Genomic DNA, 17334 nt, shown 5'->3' with positions numbered 1-17334 from the left:
CTAACAGTGCTAAAAGACATGAAGAAAATATATTTCACCCCTGGTCCTTCTCAGTTATATTTCACAGCAGAGGAACATATAAAAAATGCTTTAAAAGAAAGTGTGCCTTCCATATCTCACCGCAGTAAGGCTTATGAAAGTATACACCAGGCCGCTGTAGAAAGTATTAAACAGCTACTACAACTGCCAGAAGGATATCACGTGCTTTTCACAGGCTCAGCTACTGAAATTTGGGAAAGAACCATTCAGAACCTCGTATCTTATGAGTCTTTTCATTTTGTGAACGGTTCGTTCTCCGGCCGTTTTCACGAGATAGCCGAAAACTATCAAATTAATGCTATCACTAAAAAAGTAGCTGAAGGGCAGGTAGTGAAGCCAGAAGAAGTGCTCATACCAGAAAGCACTGAGCTCATCTCTATCACCCAAAATGAGACCAGCACCGGAGCGGCACAACCTCTTGAGGATATTAAAACAATAAGAAGTGCATTTGAAAAGCCAATTATTTCTTTAGACGTAGTATCATCTGCCCCGTATATACCGTTGGATTATAGCTTGGTAGACACTGCCTACTTCTCTGTACAAAAGTGTTTCGGATTACCTGCTGGCTTGGGCGTATGGATTGTGAATGAAAAATGTATTGCAAAGTCTGAGGAAAAAATGAACAAGAATAAGATCATCGGCTCATACCACAGCTTGCCATCGATGATTGAAAAATCAGTTAAAAACCAAACCTCAGAAACCCCTAATGTTTTGGGAATATACCTTCTAGGAAAAGTGGCTAATGACATGCTTACAAAAGGTATAGAGCAAATAAGGAGAGAAACTGAATACAAAGCAGCCGTACTTTATCAGGCTTTTGAGGAATGCGGACAGCTGAGCCCCTTTATAAAAGAAGAGAAATACAGATCAAAAACCACCCTGGTAGCTGAAACCAAATGTGACAGCAGCGAGGTAATTAACCTCCTGAGTCAAAAAGGAATAGTACTAGGTAGTGGATATGGAAAGTTTAAAAAAGAGCACATACGAATAGCCAATTTTCCTACTCATTCAAAAGAAAGTGTAGAACTAATTGCTGATGAATTAGTTAGAAATTTCAAATAATAAAGTTTTAATTAAGTTTCTAAATGATAGCAAATAGATAATTTTGCACAGGTCAAAACACATTTTAACTTATGGAACCATTTAAAAATTTACTAGTAGGGCTTGATACGAGTGAGATGGACGTTACTCTCGTTAAGTTTGCATCTTTCATGGCTGATCATACTTCTGCTGAGAAAATAACCTTTGTAAACATGGTGAAGCGACTTAACATTCCTTCCAGCGTACGCAAAGAGTTTCCTGACTTAGAGGAAAATGCCCTAAAAGACAGAAAAGAGAAGATGAAGGCCGTGGTTAAAGAACACTTCCACGCCGAGAAGAAGGTAAAAATCATCTTTCAGGTTAAAAAAGGACAGGCTCCAGCTATTTTAGATATTGCCCATAAGAGTGAAACCGACTTAATTATAGTAGGTCAGAAAAAATCAAAAGAATCTGCGGGTGTTACCACCCTAAGGCTGGCCAGAAGAGCTAACTGTAATTTGCTTATCGTACCTGATAACTCAGAGCCTAACGTAGACAAACTACTGGTTCCTATTGACTTCTCTAACTATGCCAAGTTGGCTGTAGATCAGACCATAGATTTCGCTATAAGAACGGGAGTACCTAGTGAAATCATTTGCCAGAATGTTTATTCAGTACCTGCCGGCTATCATTATACAGGCAAAACCTTTGATGAGTTTGGAGAGATCATGAAAAAGAATGCTCAGGACAACTTTGAGAAATTCATTAAAAAAGTAAACAAAAGAGGCATTACAATACGTGATGAGTATTCGCTAGATACAAATGACAATTTAGCCAGTGATATTTATGACCTTGCTGATTCTGAAAAAGTGGGCTTTGTAATAATAGGAGCTAAAGGAAGAACAGCAGCAGCGGCTTTGTTTTTAGGTAGCCTTGCAGAGCAGATGGTAAACAAAAAAATGAATCAACCGCTACTTGTAGTAAGGTATAAAGGCAAAAATGCAGGTATTATAGAAAGTCTTAGAGAAATATAATAAGCGTTTTTTCTTATCCCAAAGCTCATCATATTTCATGAAAGCTTGAAGATGTTGATAATTATTAAATAATTTTGCGCTCCTTTATGGAGCACCTATCACTACACGCACTAAATAATCTGATCAAGACCACCTTAGATTCCCAGCTGGATCCTTCCTACTGGGTGGTGGCCGAAATCGGAGAAATGCGAAACACTCAAAATGGCCACTGCTACCTGGAACTGGTAGACAAGGAAAACGACCGGGTTACCGCTAAAGTAAGAGGCACTATCTGGTCATACACTTATCGCAACCTCTCTACCTGGTTTGAAGGGATGACCGGCCAGGCTCTACAGCCGGGCCTGAAGATACTATGTAATGTGGCCGTTCAGTTTCATGAACTATATGGCCTTAGTGTAAATATCAAAGATATCGATGCTAACTTTACCTTGGGCGAAAGAGCTCGCCGAAGGAAAGAAGTTATAGATAAGCTGGTGGCTGATGGCACGTTTGACATGAACAGAGGCCATGCTTTACCTCTGGTACCTCAGCGCATAGCCATCATCAGCTCCCCTACTGCCGCCGGTTTTGGAGATTTCATGGATCAGATAGAGCAAAACTCCCGAGGTTATAAGTTTAGTGCCAAGCTTTACAAAGCCACCATGCAAGGAGACAAGGCCGCACTATCTATTATTAACGCCATGATGCAGGTACATGATCATATTGAAAACTACGATGCCCTGATCATTATAAGAGGTGGCGGCAGCCAGGTAGATCTTGACTGTTTTGATGATTACGAATTGGCATCGCACATAGCCCAATACCCTATTCCGGTGCTTACAGGTATTGGACATGAAAGAGATGAAACCATTGCTGATCTGGTAGCACATACTCGATTAAAGACACCCACAGCCGTCGCAGAATTTCTAATAAGTGGCATTATAGCATTTGATGATCAATTAGACGAGTATTTTTCTAGACTCTTCCACTCTGTCAACCAGAAGATAAACGTAGAAAAACAGAGACTCAGCAGCCTCGGGTACCAGCTAAAAGGTATTAGTAAAGAGAAAACGGCCTCTTCAAATTATACCTTAAGCCATCTTATGCATAAGGTTAAAGCGGCCGCTAAAAATTATTTCCATCAGCAACAAAAGAAATTAGATCTGGCTGATAACACTATGAAATTTCTGGACCCACAGCAGGTACTAAAACGCGGCTACACTATAACTACAGTGAATGGGAAACTTATAAAAAACACCACCTTAACAAAGGGAGATGTTATAGTATCAGAAAGCAATAATTACATTATTACAAGTACAGTAGAATCTAGCAACAAAAAAAATGGCAAAGAAAAAGCTTAGTTATAAAAATGCTGTAGAAGAAATCGAATCTATAGTAGATAAAATTGAAAACGGAGAGCCCGATGTGGATGAGCTGGCAGAGCTGGTAAAGCGCGCTGCAGGCCTTATTAAAGAATGTAAAGTAAAGCTAAAAGGCACTGAAGATAGTCTTTCAGAAACATTAGAGGAGTTGGAATAACCAACCGTCCTTATAATTCTGATTTGAATAATCATCACAATCCTTTACTTTGGTAATTAGAAACTTAAATCAAATAATAGATTATATGCACATGTATAAAAAACTGACATTAATCTTTTTGCTTATCCCTCTGATAGGTAAAAGTCAATCTGCCTCTACCACCTACTGGCAACAGCGTGTAGAATATGAGATGGATATTGACATGAATGTTAAAACCAACCAGTTTACCGGAGATCAAAAACTAACCTATTATAATAACTCTCCTGATACACTAAATAAAGTATTCTATCACCTATATTTCAATGCCTTCCAACCAGGGAGTATGATGGACGTTCGTTCATTAAACATAGAAGATCCAGACAGGCGAGTGGGCGACCGTATCTCTAAGCTTTCAGATGAAGAGATAGGATACCAGCATATAAAATCATTAAAGCAAAACGGAAAAGATGTAACTTATAAAATAGAAGGCACCATTCTTTCAGTACGTCTTAACAAGCCTATATTACCTGGAGAGAAAGTTACTTTCAAAATGGAATTTGAAGCTCAGGTTCCTTTACAGGTAAGACGTTCAGGTAGAGACAGCTCAGAAGGCATACGATACTCCATGAGTCAGTGGTACCCTAAAATGGCTGAGTACGATGAGTTAGGATGGCATACAGATCCTTACATCGGGCGTGAGTTTCATGGTGTTTGGGGTGATTTTGATGTTAAAATAACCATAGATCCTACGTATACCATAGGCGCTACGGGCTACCTTCAAAACCCTGATAAAATAGGTCATGGATATGAAAAAGAAGGTACAGAAGTAACCACCTCTGATAAACCACTTACCTGGAACTTCAAAGCCGAAAAAGTTCATGATTTTGTATGGGCAGCAGATCCTGACTACACACACACTACTGCTCAGGTTCCTAATGGCCCTGTGTTACACTTTATCTATCAAGAAAACAGTGAAAACAAAGATGCATGGGAAAGGCTACCAGAGTATATGGTGAAAGCCATGCAATTTGTAAGTGAAAACTTTGGCAAATATCCTTATGAAAAATACTCTTTCATCCATGGGGGTGATGGTGGTATGGAATACCCAATGGCTACCCTAATCTCAGGAGACAGAAACCTTAACAGCCTATTAGGAACAGCCGTTCACGAAATGCTACACAGCTGGTACCAAGGTTTATTAGCCACTAACGAAAGCCTATACCCTTGGATGGACGAAGGTTTTACATCATATGCTTCATCGGTAACTATGCAATATCTGATGGACCCTAACAGTGATGCAGACCCACATACCAACTCATATAGAGCGTATTATATGATGGCAGAAAGCGGAAAAGAAGAACCACTTACCACCCATGCGGATCACTACCACTCTAACAGATCATACAGTATTAACTCATATGCCAAAGGAGCCGTATTTTTACATCAGTTAAGCTATGTAGTAGGTCAGGAAACACTAATGAAAGGTATGAAAAGATACTACCATGACTGGAGATTTAAACACCCTACCTCATCTGATTTCATAAGAACCATAGAAAAGGTTTCTGATCTACAACTAGATTGGTATCTGGAAAAATTCGTTTACACCACTGATCAAATAGATTATGGTATTAAAAGCGTAGTAGGCGAAGGAGATGCCACCTATGTAACTTTAGAAAAAGTAGGCGAAATGATGATGCCTATCGATTTGTTTATAGAATACGAAGATGGCTCTACTGAGATTTATTACATACCGCTTAGGGTTATGTTAGGAGAAAAGGACGTAGAAGATAAAACAGCTGCTCGCATTACTGAATCTCCTTGGCCTTGGACATACCCTACTTATACCTTAAAAGTAAACAGTAAGACCTCTGCTATTAAAAAAATAGAGATTGATCGCACACAAAGAATGGCGGATATTGACAGATCTAACAACAGCTTGGATTTGAAAAAAGCCACCAAAGCATATGAAGATACTACCAAGTAATAGTATTTCATAAATGCATTTACGAAAGATGAGTTCCTGCCGGAGCTCATCTTTCTTTTTTATACATACTTTAATTAGTTTTACGGTCATTACCCATGATGAAATGACTAAGGAAGAAGCACAAATAGAGATAGCAGAACTCTCAAAAAAAATAAACCACTATAATGAGCAGTATTATATGAATGATACCTCCGAAGTATCTGATTATGAATTTGATATACTGCTAAACAAATTAATAGAGCTAGAAAAGCAATTCCCTGAATACAACTACCCAGATTCTCCTTCTCACCGCGTAGGAGGCACTATTACCAAGGAGTTTAACACTGTTTTCCATAAAACACCTATGCTCTCCCTTGGCAATACCTACTCTAAAGAAGATCTTGAAGACTTTGACAGAAGAGTATCCAAAGGTCTTGAAGGAGAAAGCTATGAATATATTTGCGAGCTTAAGTTTGATGGCATTGCCCTGAGTGTGACCTATGAAAATGGCGTACTTACCCGAGGAGTAACCCGAGGTGATGGAGCAAAAGGAGATGATATTACGCACAACGTAAAAACTATCAGAAGCATGCCTTTAAGGTTAAAAGGAGACTATCCGGCAGAGTTTGAAGCCCGCGGAGAAGCTTTTATGCCTAAAAAAGTATTTGAAGAACTAAACAAGGAAAAAGAATCAGTAGGTGAAGAACCGTATGCTAACGCGCGTAACACAGCCTCAGGATCGCTAAAGATGCAGGATTCTGCAGCAGTGGCTAAAAGGAAGCTTGATTGTTACCTGTATGCCCTGAACGGTGATAATCTTAACATTAATTCCCATGAAGAGGCTATCCAAAAGCTAGAAAGCATGGGCTTTAACGTATCCCCTACTTATAAGAAATGTACTGATATAGACGAAGTATTTCAGTATATCAACGAATGGGAAACCAAGAGACATGAGCTCCCGCTGGAGACTGATGGCATAGTAATAAAGGTAAACAGTTTTGAACAACAGCAGCAACTAGGCTTCACTTCCAAAAGTCCCCGCTGGGCCATCGCATATAAATACAAGGCAGAAAATGCAGCCACAAGATTAAAGTCCATTACCTATCAGGTAGGACGTACCGGGGCTATTACTCCTGTAGCTGAACTGGACCCTGTACTGCTAGCAGGTACTACAGTAAAAAGAGCCTCTTTACACAACGCTAATGAAATCCAAAGGCTTGACCTTAGAGTGGGTGATATGGTTTTTGTAGAAAAAGGAGGCGAAATAATACCTAAAGTAACCGGAGTAGACCTTACTGCCCGCACACCAGAGCTACAGCCATTAGACTACATAAAAAACTGCCCTGAATGCGGTACTGAGCTTATTCGTATAGAAGGCGAAGCAGTGCATTACTGCCCTAATGCACAAGGTTGTCCTCCACAGATAAAAGGCAGAATAGCGCATTTCATCCAAAGAAAAGCCATGGATATTGACAGCCTGGGAGAAAGAACTATCCACCTGCTATATGAAAACGAACTAGTGAAAAGCCCTGCGGATCTTTATGAGCTTACTTATGATGATATTTTCCAACTGGAAGGCTTTAAGGATCAGAGCACTAAAAAAGTACTTAAGGGGATAGAAGCCTCTAAAGAAATTAGTTTCGAAAGCGTACTTTTCGCCCTAGGCATACGTTATGTTGGCAAAACAGTAGCGGAAAAGCTGGCTGGCTATTTTAAAAATATTGATAATATCATGAAGGCCAGCCATGAAGAGCTTATAGCCGTTCCGGAAATAGGCGAACGCATAGCCGGTAGTATTATCACTAATTTTGAGTCCGAGGAAAACCGAGAGGAAATTGAAAGACTCAGAAAAGCCGGAGTGCAATTAGAGATTATAGAAAAAGAAACCACTACCCTTTCGGATAGTCTAACCGATAAAACTTTTGTAATTTCGGGAGTCTTTACAAAATATGGCCGAGACGAGCTCAAAGAAATGATACAGCAGCATGGAGGTAAAGTAGTGAGCTCTATTTCCGGAAAGCTCAATTACCTGGTAGCCGGAGATAAAATGGGACCAGCAAAACGCGAAAAAGCAGAGAAATTAGGTGTACAAATAATTTCAGAAGATGAATTTGACGCCATGATCAAATGATGAATGTTGAATAAAAAAATACTCGGATATAGAACCAGCTCAATACTGAAGAATAATAAAGCCAAACGTTTGAGCACTAACTATAAAGATGCTGGAAGTATTGGCATTATCTACACCAGTGAAGATTGGGGAAAACATCACATAGTGAAAGAGTTTAAAAAGTCTCTGGAAGATGATGGCAAAGAGGTAAAAGTTCTCACTCTATTACCTAAAGGGTTAGAAAATTTCGAATTCCTTTTTGATTTTTTCACTACAAAAGATATCAGTTTTTGGGGTAACTTTACGGCAGAGCAAGTTCATAAATTTGTCAACGCTACTTTCGATTACCTTTTTTATCTGGATACGAAAAGTAACCTGCTCATCAAGAACATTCTAGCTCTGAGTAAGGCCCGATGCCGAGTAGGCAAATATGAAGAAACTGATAGTCAGTTTTTCGAGCTAATGATAAATACAAGGAGCGATAGCACAAGTGAACTTGTAAATGAGATGTATAAGTATACAAAAATATTGAACTAATATAAACATGTCTAAATTATATGGAACTGGCGTAGCATTAGTTACCCCTTTTGACAAAGAAGATAACATAGATTACCAAAGCTATAAAAGACTGCTCTCTTACACCGCTAAGCAAGGGGTAGATTACTATGTAGTCTTAGGTACCACCGGAGAGGGTTCCACTATATCTCTGGCAGACAAGGCCAAAATATTAGATTTCACGAAGGAAAACAATGAAGATAACCTTCCTATTGTATATGGAATTGGTGTAAATGACACCAATGCTACGCTAAGAATTACGAAAGAAACTGATCTTACAGGAGTGGATGCCATACTTTCTGTAAGCCCTTATTATAGCAAGCCATCACAAGAAGGTATTTTTCAGCATTATACTAAGATTGCTGACTCCTCACCTGTGCCAGTAATTCTTTATAATGTTCCTGGTAGAACAGGCTCAAACATGTCTGCCGAGACTATTTTAAGACTCGCAGAGCACGATAATATTATTGGCGTTAAAGATGCCTCTGGAAATATTGAGCAAGCGCTAACTATCTGTAAATACAAACCAGAAGACTTCATGCTGATTTCTGGAGATGATATGCTGACAGTACCCTTATATTCTATTGGTGCTTCTGGTGTTATTTCTGTTTTGGCCAATGCCTTTGCTAACATTTTTCATAACATTAAAGAAGCCGCTGCTCAAGGTGATTTTCAGAAAGCTTCTACAGAAGCCTTTAAACTATTAGAGATTAATCCTCACATGTATAGTGAAAGCAGTCCGGTAGGTATAAAACAGTTATTAGCAGAGTTAGGTATCTGTGAAAACCACGTAAGACTACCTCTTGTCCCTGCTTCTCAGTCATTAAAAGAAGTAATAGCCAAAAGGTTAAATGAAATACAAGCAGTAACCGCTTAAGTATTTCTACACTATCATTCATAAAAAAAGCAGCTCAATGGCTGCTTTTTTTATATCTCATTCTATCATCTAATAATTAGGAATATAAGTTTCTAGTACTTTACTTTTTCCTGAAGGAGTAAGGATTAGCTCATCCATTTCTGCTGGAATAAGAACCACATCACCAAGCTTGGCCTGCATCTTAAAATCTCCTGAAGTAATAGTAGTTTCTCCTTCTAAAAACACCAATATCACAAACGAATCTATAGAAGAATAATCTTTCTTCATTTCGCTATCAATCACCATTCTATTGGTCTCAAAGAAAGGACATTCCACAATAGCAGAACTCTTATTCAGCTCTATAGGCTTGTTAGATTTGTATTCATCATAAAATTTATAATCAATAGCATCTACAGCCTCTTCTACGTGCAGCTCTCTTTTGTTTCCCTTATCATCAGTTCTATCGAAGTCATAAATACGATAAGTCACATCAGAGCTCTGCTGTATTTCTGCCAGCATTATTCCTTTTCCAATGGTATGTACCCTACCTGCAGGTATAAAGAATACATCATCTTCAGCCACTTTTTCTTTATTGAGTATATCGGTTAGCTTTCCACTATTGAAGTGTTCCAGATAAGATTCTTTGTCTACCTCTTGGTTAAAGCCTGTGATGAGTGTGGCGTCTTCATCAGCTTGAATGATATACCACATTTCGGTTTTCCCGAAAGAATTATGCCTTTCCTTAGCCAGCTTATCATCAGGATGAACTTGTATAGAAAGGTCTTCATTGGCATCTATAAACTTAATCAGTAGCGGAAATTGTCCTCCGTAAGTTTCATATACCTTTTTACCTAAGAGTTTATCTTTATAGTTAGCGATAAGCGTAGTAAGTGGCTCGCCTTCCAGAGGTCCATTGGCCACAAAAGAAACATTGCCTTCTACTCCTGAAAGCTCCCAGGTCTCTCCACAGTTTGGCAGTGGAGAATAATCCTTATGAAGCACATCTTTTATTTTTGTACCACCCCAAATTTTATCTTTAAAAATGGTCTTGAACTTAAATGGATACAATTGCTCTGACATATAATAATAAGTTAGTCGATTTGCGTATAAATTTTGTTATAACGAACACTGTATAGAAACAGGTAGAAGTAACAAATTACAGGTATTAAAAATGAATATCCCAAAGTAAAATGATCTGCTACCAGCCCTTGAAGTGGCGGAATGATTGCCCCTCCTAAAATAGCCATAATTAATAAAGATGATCCCTGACTGGTATATTTCCCTAAGCCTTGAGTAGATAAAGAAAATACATTTGACCACATAATGGAGTTAAACAAACCAATAGATAAAATAGGCCACACCATCATACCGGGTACTTCTAAGATAGTAATTACCAGGAATGAGATATTCACTAGTGCAAATACACCCAGCATCAATCTATCATTTTTACCTATCAAAAGGAAAAGAATAAGGTTGATGCCTATAAATATAAAATAAGGCCACATTTCACTAATATGTAAACCAGACAAGTATACTATAAGCGGAGTTATTAAAGCTATTATACCTAGTGACAATAAGATCTTCTTCTTTATAGGCTCGTCGTTAATATTGATCCCTCCTAAAAAGCGGCCGATCATGGCACCACCCCAATAGTAGTAAGCCAGGTATTTGCTAGCTTCCAAATGATCAAGGCCTAAAACATTTTCGTACCCTAAATACCCTATCATTAAACTACCTACGGCCACTTCTGCTCCTACATAGCAAAAGATACCCAACATCCCCCATCTTACCTGAGCAAATTTTAAAATAGTAAAACCATGATTGGTATCATCATCATTTTTAAAAGAAGGAATCTTACTAAGAGAAAATAACAAGGCCACAACTATGAACAATCCGCTCAGCATTAAATATGGCATTTTTACGTTTTCGGCGGTAAGCACACCATCAGTGGCAAAAAACTTAAATATAAAAAAGCCTCCTACTACAGGAGCTAAAGTAGTACCTAACGAATTAAATGCCTGAGTTAAGTTCAGTCTTCCAGAAGCTGTTTCGGGCTTACCCAAAAGAATTACGATAGGGTTACATGATATTTGTAAAACTGTTAATCCTAAACCAAGCACAAACAGGGCTAACAAGAATAAGCCATATGCTTCAGCCATAGAAGCAGGCACAAACAATAGACAACCTATACTTGATAAAATCAAACCAAAAGTAATGGTCTTTTTATAACCAATTTTATTAATAGGATCGCCTAAACTAAGAGACGCTATAAAATACGCTAAAGAACCAATAAAATAAGCCAGAAAGAAAGCACTTTGTACCAGTAAAGACTGAAAGTTTGATAGTTCAAAGACCTCCTTCATGTAAGGAATAAGAATGTCATTCATGGAGGTTATAAAACCCCACATAAAGAACAACAGCGTAAGTATGGCTAACGCATTCGTATTTTTATTCATAAGTATTAGTAATAAGTATTCAATCGATTACCAAAGGTAATACATTGGCATAAATTTAAATATTTTTAAGCTAAATCGTTTTAATAAACCAGAATCTTATACTACCAACCTGAGCTGAACCCATCTTTAATAGCGGAAAAATACTTTTCCAAATCAAATCTGTACAGTATAGGAGCCTTATGACCTACCCCTTCCCTTTTCTGATTAGTATCTATTAATATGCCGTAGGCTAGCATTTTTCTCCTGAAATTTCGTCTATCAAGCTTGCTTTGCAATAATGTTTCGTATAAAGCCTGTAGTTCTGGCATAGTAAATAATTCTGGCAGAAGGTTGAATCCTATGGGTTGATAGTTTAATTCCTTCTTTAAGGTTTGATGTGCTTTTCCTATAATGGACTCATGGTCTATAACTAATTTTGGAAGATCATTTATAGGCACCCAGCTACAATAATCAGAAGTAGCGTCGGGTATCGGCAGCTTTACTTTGGAATATTCTACTAAGGCATAATAACCTATAGAAACATAGCGCTGCTTAAACCATTCCTCCATGGTAGGGTCTATCACTCCCATTTCTACTAAATCAGAAGCATGTTTTGGATCCTGCCTACTCACACTACCGAAGGAATGAAACTGATGTAAAAAAATATCAGTCAGGCCAGTTCTCTCTTGAAGAACAGCTTTGGCTTCATCATCAACATCTTTATCCTTTCTAACAAACCCACCAGGCAGTGCCCAGACGTCCTTGTTTTTCAACTTCATCAAGAGCACTTTGAGCTGATTATCTTGGAACCCGAAAATAACACAATCAAGAGAAACGCCAGAATGAAAATTAATAGTATTAATCTTATACACCTTATTGCTTATTTAACCACAAAGGTGCCGAAATTTTAAGACATTCTCTAATAACTTATATATCATATAGATAAAGTTGAAAGGTATTAACTCTTTTCTGATTCAATAAATAATACTATAATCTTCTTTATTTAATTAAAAGTAGTACCTTCGCATTTCAATAATTTTAAAATATGACTCTAAAAGCGATATTCACTTCAACTTCTACTCCGCACTGATGCATTAGCATCCGCATGAATATTTTGCTGATTTCATATTTATCATAATACGCTATTTCCTAATAAGTATATAATACATCCTTTTTATTTGAACTTTTATAAATGAAAAAGTATCTCAACCTTTTTGATCTTACACAACGTGTAGACTACAAAACGGAAGTACTTTCTGGTATGACCGTTGCTATCGCCCTTATACCAGAAGCCGTGGCCTTTGCGCTAATGGCTAAACTTTCACCACTCACAGGCTTATATGCAGCTTTTGTAATGGGCCTTATCACCTCTATTTTTGGAGGACGACCCGGCCAGATCTCTGGTGCCACCGGAGCTGTAGCGGTGGTAATCGCCTCATTGGCGGTTAGCCATGGCGTAGAATACATTTTTGCCACTGTGGTGCTGGCAGGCCTTATACAAATGGCTGCAGGTTTCCTTAAGCTTGGCAAACTAATTCGTCTGGTTCCACAACCTGTGGTATACGGTTTTGTAAACGGACTGGCATTTATCATTTTCACAGCACAACTAGCCCAGTTTAAAGACGCAGATGGGAACTGGCTTACTGGTGAGCCTCTTTATATCATGCTGGGTTTAGTTTTAATAACCATGCTAATTATCTGGGGGTTACCAAAAATAACTAAGGTAGTTCCGGCCTCTTTAGTAGCCATTTTTGCCATTTTTGGTATAGTAGCCGCTTTTAACATTAGTACCAAAACAGTAGGTGATTTGGCTTCCATAGAGGGAGGCTTCCCTCCTTTCCACATCCCCAATATTATATACAGTTTTGAAACCTTAAAGGTCATATTTCCATATGCCTTAATTATGGCAGGTGTAGGGCTTATAGAAAGTTTACTTACACTAGATATTATTGATGAAATTACTGAAACAAGAGGACGTGGAAATAAAGAAGCTGTAGCTCAAGGTATGGCTAATGTAGCCTCCGGCTTTTTCTCAGGTATGGGAGGTTGTGCTATGCTCGGTCAAAGTCTTATTAATATATCTAACGGTGCCAGAGCAAGACTGTCTGGTATAGTAGCTTCTGTATTACTCCTTATGTTTATTATGTTTGGCGCTAACCTGGTAGGAAAACTACCTATGGCAGCCCTTACAGGACTTATGATCATGGTATCTATAGGTACTTTTGAGTGGGCCAGTTTAAAGATCTTTAACAAGATGCCTAAGTCAGACATATTTGTGATGGTAATGGTTACGCTAGTGACTATAGTACTTCATAACCTGGCTCTTGCCGTTATCATAGGGGTTATTATAGCTGCTCTCGTATTTGCTTGGGACAATGCCAAACGCATTAGGGCCAGAAAAAGCATTGATGCTAATGGTGTGAAACACTATGAAATAAAAGGACCATTATTCTTCGGATCTATAACGGCCTTCAACGATAAGTTTGACATTGCTAATGATCCAAAAGAAGTGATCATAGATTTTGCAGAAAGCCGCGTGGTAGATATGTCGGCTATAGAGGCTTTAAATAAAATTACCGAACGCTACCAAAAAGCTGGAAAAACAGTTCATTTAAAACACCTCAGCCCAGACTGTAAGGAGCTATTAAAAAATGCAGACCGAATTATAGATGTGAACGTTATGGAAGACCCTGACTACCATCTCGCCACTGATAAACTGGCATAATCAATAAGAATGCAAAAAAATAGGCTGGTGATTATCACCAGCCTATTTTTTTGATGAAAATTATTAATCATTGCCGTAAGCACGATCTAAAAATTCATATCGGGCATCATTCTGAGCTTCTTCTACCTGAGATTCAGCATTGATAATCATAACCGGAGGAGTACCATCTTCTGCCTCAGCAGCCGGCCATTGCGGGACACTACCATTATTAGGATCACCAGTTTTAATAAAATTGGCAAAGAACTGCTGCATCACTTCTGATGTCTTCTTATCATCCTCTGTCCATTTAAAATCATCCATTAAACGTAGGTTACCCATGCAATAGGGTATCTCAGAAGCATGTGGAGCTCCGATGGGGGCTTGCTTTTCATTAGGTCCTTTGGGTCTTATTTGCGAAAACAAATACCTGTACACTGGCTGATCACTATTTTTACGATGAAGATCAAACCACTTCCATGTACTGTAAGATATAAACCTGTCAGATGCTAAAGCGGTAGCCGAAAGTTCTATTTCCTCTTTACTGGTATGCGGGTATAATTTAAGCACCTCTTCGTAATCAGTTGGGTAAGCTTGTTTTACATTTTTAATATATGCTTCCTCTGTATAAGGCTGCCCCTGCATAAAGGCAATACCTGGTATTTCGGCAGAATTCCATCCTAATAATAAAGGTACCTGAGCCTGCTCGCCGGCATTAAATATTTCAGGCAATGTTTTGGGAAAGAAATAGCCATCTATTACTGAAGGAAAACCAAACAAACCAGATTTTTTATACTTTTCAAATATTTCATCTGTACTTGCATTACGTAATTCTTTCAATGACTTATAACCCGCTTTAGTAGCGAATTCCATTCCTATGGTCTCTGCTTCTTTCAAAGAAACAGGAGAAAGAGTAGGATTAATGGCAGCACCACTCTCACCTATAGCTCCAGCTATTAAATGACGAGATAGTGGAGAAGCCATTTGTGAACTTACCGAAATAGAACCAGCTGATTCTCCGGCTATAGTCACTTTATCGGGGTCTCCGCCAAAGGCCTTAATATTGTCTTTCACCCACTGTAAAGCTGCTGCCTGATCTAACAAACCGTAATTGCCAGATGCCTTATAAGAGGCCTCTGCGCTCAGTTCCGGGTGTGCAAAGAACCCGAAAAGATTAAGTCTATAATTCACAGTAATAACCACTATTCCTTTTTGAGCCATAGAAGCCCCGTCATAGCGAGGCTCTGAGCTGCCACCAGCAACATAACCACCTCCATAAAAGTAAACCAACACAGGTAAAGCATCGTTCTTCTTTCTATCTTCTGGAGCCCAGACATTGAGGTATAGACAATCTTCACTCATCTCTTCAGAGCGAAATACAATATCTCCGAAAACATCGGTCTGTACGGGGGTGGCTCCAAATTTTTTCACCTCTTTGGTGCCTTTCCATTTTTCTAATGGCTGTGGTGCTTTCCACCGAAGATCTCCAACAGGCGGCTGTGCATATGGAATACCTAAAAACTTATCGACATGCTCCTTTTGGTCATTAAAGCCTTCTATCTTGCCATTCTGTATGGTAAGACTCACAGAATGAGGCTTTTGAGCAAGTATACTCTGTATTGAGAATACACTTAAAACAAATAATGCTAGTATAATTTTCATCACGAGATTAATTAGTTAACAATTACCAAAACTAGTAATAATAGGAAAAACTGCTGCTTTAGTAAAAAGTTATTAGTAAGAATAAATGCAAAAAGGGGCCGAAGCCCCTTTTTCTACCTAAACGCTAACTATTTAGAAACCTATTACAGCCTCTACATTAAAGCCATCAAATTTTCCGTCTTGATATTTAGTTCCAATCCAGCCATCATCTTCGTATTGTTGGTTAACATACTCCACTTTAGCCATGATATTGTCTGTTAAATACCATCCTCCACCTATATTAAATCTATTTACTGTAGAAGTTGGTGCTCCATCATTAAACTCTCCACTTACAGTATTATATCTACCTCCTACATATAGTTGATCATCACCTCCAAATCTGTAGATTAATTCAGCAGCTAGTTGAGTAAATCCTCCGTCTGCTACACCATCAGAAGTATGCTCATAGATACCGAAGAACTCAAGTCCTTGATATTTCACAAAGGGATTGATTTGAAAGGCAGTTAACTGTGCATTTCCTCTATTTCTAATAGGATTTAATCTACCGTCGAAGTCAGTTCCTCCTTCACCTACTGTGTGCATTACATAGTAATATCTTGCTCCACCACGGTCACCACCATAAAGGAAGGCTCCATTAGACTTACCTTGGTTAGTGTATAGTGAACCTGTTAACCTTACTCTTAAATCATCATTCAACTGCTTATCGTAACCTAATTTTCCGAAGAAAGAAAGCTTGTTGTCAGTATTATCATCCACTACCACATTTTGGTTAAGTTTACCATTTGTAATACCTACTACTGCTAAGAATCCGTTGTACTGACCTGTTACTTCAGCAAAAGCCTCAGTAGAGAAAGCATCCATAATGTAGTTACCTACAAATGGGTTATAAATAGCTCTAGCATTATCACTTCTTCTGAAGTGGGCATCTCCGTAGTTAAACTCATCCAAACCAATTCTTATGGTAGTGTATTTCATTACTCCTTCTAAGAACCCCGGTTTAATGAAGTCTAATTTATCCATTTGGATGTGGCCACCTTTCACCCAAGATTCTTCGTGGTGTCTTGCAGAAAGATAAGTTCTTAAGTGCATTCTAACCCCATCATAGAGTTGAACATCTATGTTTAAGTTGGCATTGGGTAAGTTCAGGTTAGTTCCTAAATCTACCAGGCTATCTCCTGCATTTGACTGGTCAAGCGCTTGAAATTGCATAGCAAAATCTCCCCCTACTCTTACTTTCATACCGGTGTATGGTACAGTATCTTGCTTTCCTGTTTCAAAAACATTTACCCCTGCTCTACCTGCCGGACGGTAAAACTGTAATTCTCTATTTTCTTGGGCGTATCCTAAGCTAGCTAAGCCAGCGAAAAAGATCACTAATGCTAATTTTATGGACGTTTTCATTGTAGTATAAGTTAAAAAATTGTTGATCTTATTAATTGAAATCTAAATAGTTGCTAATTAA

The 17334-nt window shown here is 38.4% G+C and carries 14 protein-coding genes; 9 read left to right on the top strand and 5 right to left on the bottom strand.

The window, feature by feature from the left end; all coding sequences use genetic code 11:
- Window positions 1-18 precede the first annotated feature (18 nt).
- From JL102_RS07375 to dapA, 8 genes are all read left to right on the top strand, one after another.
- Window positions 19-1101, top strand: coding sequence for an aminotransferase class V-fold PLP-dependent enzyme (locus JL102_RS07375; protein WP_202243619.1), 1083 nt, complete (start codon window positions 19-21; stop codon window positions 1099-1101).
- A gap of 71 nt (window positions 1102-1172) precedes the next feature.
- Window positions 1173-2093 (top strand): universal stress protein, encoded by a 921-nt coding sequence (locus tag JL102_RS07370; RefSeq protein ID WP_202243618.1) that lies wholly within the window; start codon window positions 1173-1175, stop codon window positions 2091-2093.
- Window positions 2094-2179: 86 nt separating this feature from the next.
- Window positions 2180-3433, top strand: a complete 1254-nt coding sequence (xseA, locus tag JL102_RS07365) for an exodeoxyribonuclease VII large subunit (protein ID WP_202243617.1) — start codon at window positions 2180-2182, stop codon at window positions 3431-3433.
- The gene (gene xseB / locus JL102_RS07360; protein WP_202243615.1) at window positions 3414-3611 is read left to right on the top strand and encodes an exodeoxyribonuclease VII small subunit; all 198 of its coding nucleotides are present in this window, start codon (window positions 3414-3416) and stop codon (window positions 3609-3611) included. The genes xseA and xseB overlap by 20 nt, the downstream gene beginning before the upstream one ends.
- A 91-nt stretch (window positions 3612-3702) precedes the next feature.
- Window positions 3703-5574 (top strand): M1 family metallopeptidase, encoded by a 1872-nt coding sequence (locus tag JL102_RS07355; RefSeq protein ID WP_237390471.1) that lies wholly within the window; start codon window positions 3703-3705, stop codon window positions 5572-5574.
- A 103-nt stretch (window positions 5575-5677) separates the two neighbouring features.
- The gene (ligA, locus tag JL102_RS07350) at window positions 5678-7684 is read left to right on the top strand and encodes an NAD-dependent DNA ligase LigA (protein WP_202243613.1); all 2007 of its coding nucleotides are present in this window, start codon (window positions 5678-5680) and stop codon (window positions 7682-7684) included.
- A 3-nt stretch (window positions 7685-7687) separates the two neighbouring features.
- Window positions 7688-8200, top strand: coding sequence for a DUF6913 domain-containing protein (locus JL102_RS07345; RefSeq protein WP_202243612.1), 513 nt, complete (start codon window positions 7688-7690; stop codon window positions 8198-8200).
- Window positions 8201-8207: 7 nt separating this feature from the next.
- The gene (gene dapA, locus JL102_RS07340; RefSeq protein WP_202243611.1) at window positions 8208-9095 is read left to right on the top strand and encodes a 4-hydroxy-tetrahydrodipicolinate synthase; all 888 of its coding nucleotides are present in this window, start codon (window positions 8208-8210) and stop codon (window positions 9093-9095) included.
- Between the two features lie 69 nt (window positions 9096-9164).
- Here dapA and JL102_RS07335 read toward each other — a convergent pair whose 3' ends face one another.
- From JL102_RS07335 to JL102_RS07325, 3 genes are all read right to left on the bottom strand, one after another.
- Window positions 9165-10154, bottom strand: coding sequence for a type I phosphomannose isomerase catalytic subunit (locus JL102_RS07335; RefSeq protein ID WP_202243610.1), 990 nt, complete (start codon window positions 10152-10154; stop codon window positions 9165-9167).
- An 11-nt stretch (window positions 10155-10165) separates the two neighbouring features.
- Window positions 10166-11530 carry a sugar MFS transporter gene (locus JL102_RS07330; RefSeq protein WP_202243609.1) on the bottom strand — a complete coding sequence of 455 codons (1365 nt, stop codon included), beginning with the start codon at window positions 11528-11530 and terminating at the stop codon, window positions 10166-10168.
- A gap of 101 nt (window positions 11531-11631) precedes the next feature.
- The gene (locus JL102_RS07325) at window positions 11632-12381 is read right to left on the bottom strand and encodes an NUDIX hydrolase (protein WP_317191624.1); all 750 of its coding nucleotides are present in this window, start codon (window positions 12379-12381) and stop codon (window positions 11632-11634) included.
- Window positions 12382-12701: 320 nt separating this feature from the next.
- Between JL102_RS07325 and JL102_RS07320 the strand changes: the two genes are divergently transcribed.
- A complete protein-coding gene (locus JL102_RS07320; RefSeq protein ID WP_202243608.1) occupies window positions 12702-14234 on the top strand; it encodes a SulP family inorganic anion transporter in 1533 nt (510 codons plus the stop codon).
- Window positions 14235-14297: 63 nt separating this feature from the next.
- Here JL102_RS07320 and JL102_RS07315 read toward each other — a convergent pair whose 3' ends face one another.
- Together JL102_RS07315 and JL102_RS07310 are read right to left on the bottom strand one after the other, a co-directional pair.
- On the bottom strand, window positions 14298-15872 hold the full coding sequence (locus JL102_RS07315) for a carboxylesterase/lipase family protein (protein WP_202243607.1): 1575 nt from the start codon (window positions 15870-15872) through the stop codon (window positions 14298-14300).
- A gap of 132 nt (window positions 15873-16004) precedes the next feature.
- Window positions 16005-17273 carry a hypothetical protein gene (locus tag JL102_RS07310; RefSeq protein ID WP_202243606.1) on the bottom strand — a complete coding sequence of 423 codons (1269 nt, stop codon included), beginning with the start codon at window positions 17271-17273 and terminating at the stop codon, window positions 16005-16007.
- Window positions 17274-17334 lie beyond the last annotated feature (61 nt).

Origin of the sequence: Fulvivirga sediminis, from assembly GCF_016757215.1 — a bacterium.
GTDB classification, from domain to species: Bacteria; Bacteroidota; Bacteroidia; order Cytophagales; family Cyclobacteriaceae; genus Fulvivirga; species Fulvivirga sediminis.
The sequence above is the reverse complement of the archived record's forward strand: the minus strand, read 5'-3'. Positions and strand labels throughout refer to the sequence as shown.

Bases quoted from the DNA above. Each gene is read 5' to 3' on its own strand.
- JL102_RS07335 (WP_202243610.1), bottom strand. From the start codon at position 10,154: ATGTCAGAGCAATTGTATCCATTTAAGTTCAAGACCATTTTTAAAGAT.
- xseB (WP_202243615.1), top strand. From the start codon at position 3,414: ATGGCAAAGAAAAAGCTTAGTTATAAAAATGCTGTAGAAGAAATCGAA.
- JL102_RS07375 (WP_202243619.1), top strand. From the start codon at position 19: ATGAAGAAAATATATTTCACCCCTGGTCCTTCTCAGTTATATTTCACA.
- JL102_RS07320 (WP_202243608.1), top strand. From the start codon at position 12,702: ATGAAAAAGTATCTCAACCTTTTTGATCTTACACAACGTGTAGACTAC.
- dapA (WP_202243611.1), top strand. From the start codon at position 8,208: ATGTCTAAATTATATGGAACTGGCGTAGCATTAGTTACCCCTTTTGAC.
- ligA (WP_202243613.1), top strand. From the start codon at position 5,678: ATGACTAAGGAAGAAGCACAAATAGAGATAGCAGAACTCTCAAAAAAA.
- JL102_RS07370 (WP_202243618.1), top strand. From the start codon at position 1,173: ATGGAACCATTTAAAAATTTACTAGTAGGGCTTGATACGAGTGAGATG.
- JL102_RS07310 (WP_202243606.1), bottom strand. From the start codon at position 17,273: ATGAAAACGTCCATAAAATTAGCATTAGTGATCTTTTTCGCTGGCTTA.
- JL102_RS07315 (WP_202243607.1), bottom strand. From the start codon at position 15,872: ATGAAAATTATACTAGCATTATTTGTTTTAAGTGTATTCTCAATACAG.
- JL102_RS07355 (WP_237390471.1), top strand. From the start codon at position 3,703: ATGTATAAAAAACTGACATTAATCTTTTTGCTTATCCCTCTGATAGGT.
- JL102_RS07330 (WP_202243609.1), bottom strand. From the start codon at position 11,530: ATGAATAAAAATACGAATGCGTTAGCCATACTTACGCTGTTGTTCTTT.
- xseA (WP_202243617.1), top strand. From the start codon at position 2,180: ATGGAGCACCTATCACTACACGCACTAAATAATCTGATCAAGACCACC.
- JL102_RS07345 (WP_202243612.1), top strand. From the start codon at position 7,688: ATGTTGAATAAAAAAATACTCGGATATAGAACCAGCTCAATACTGAAG.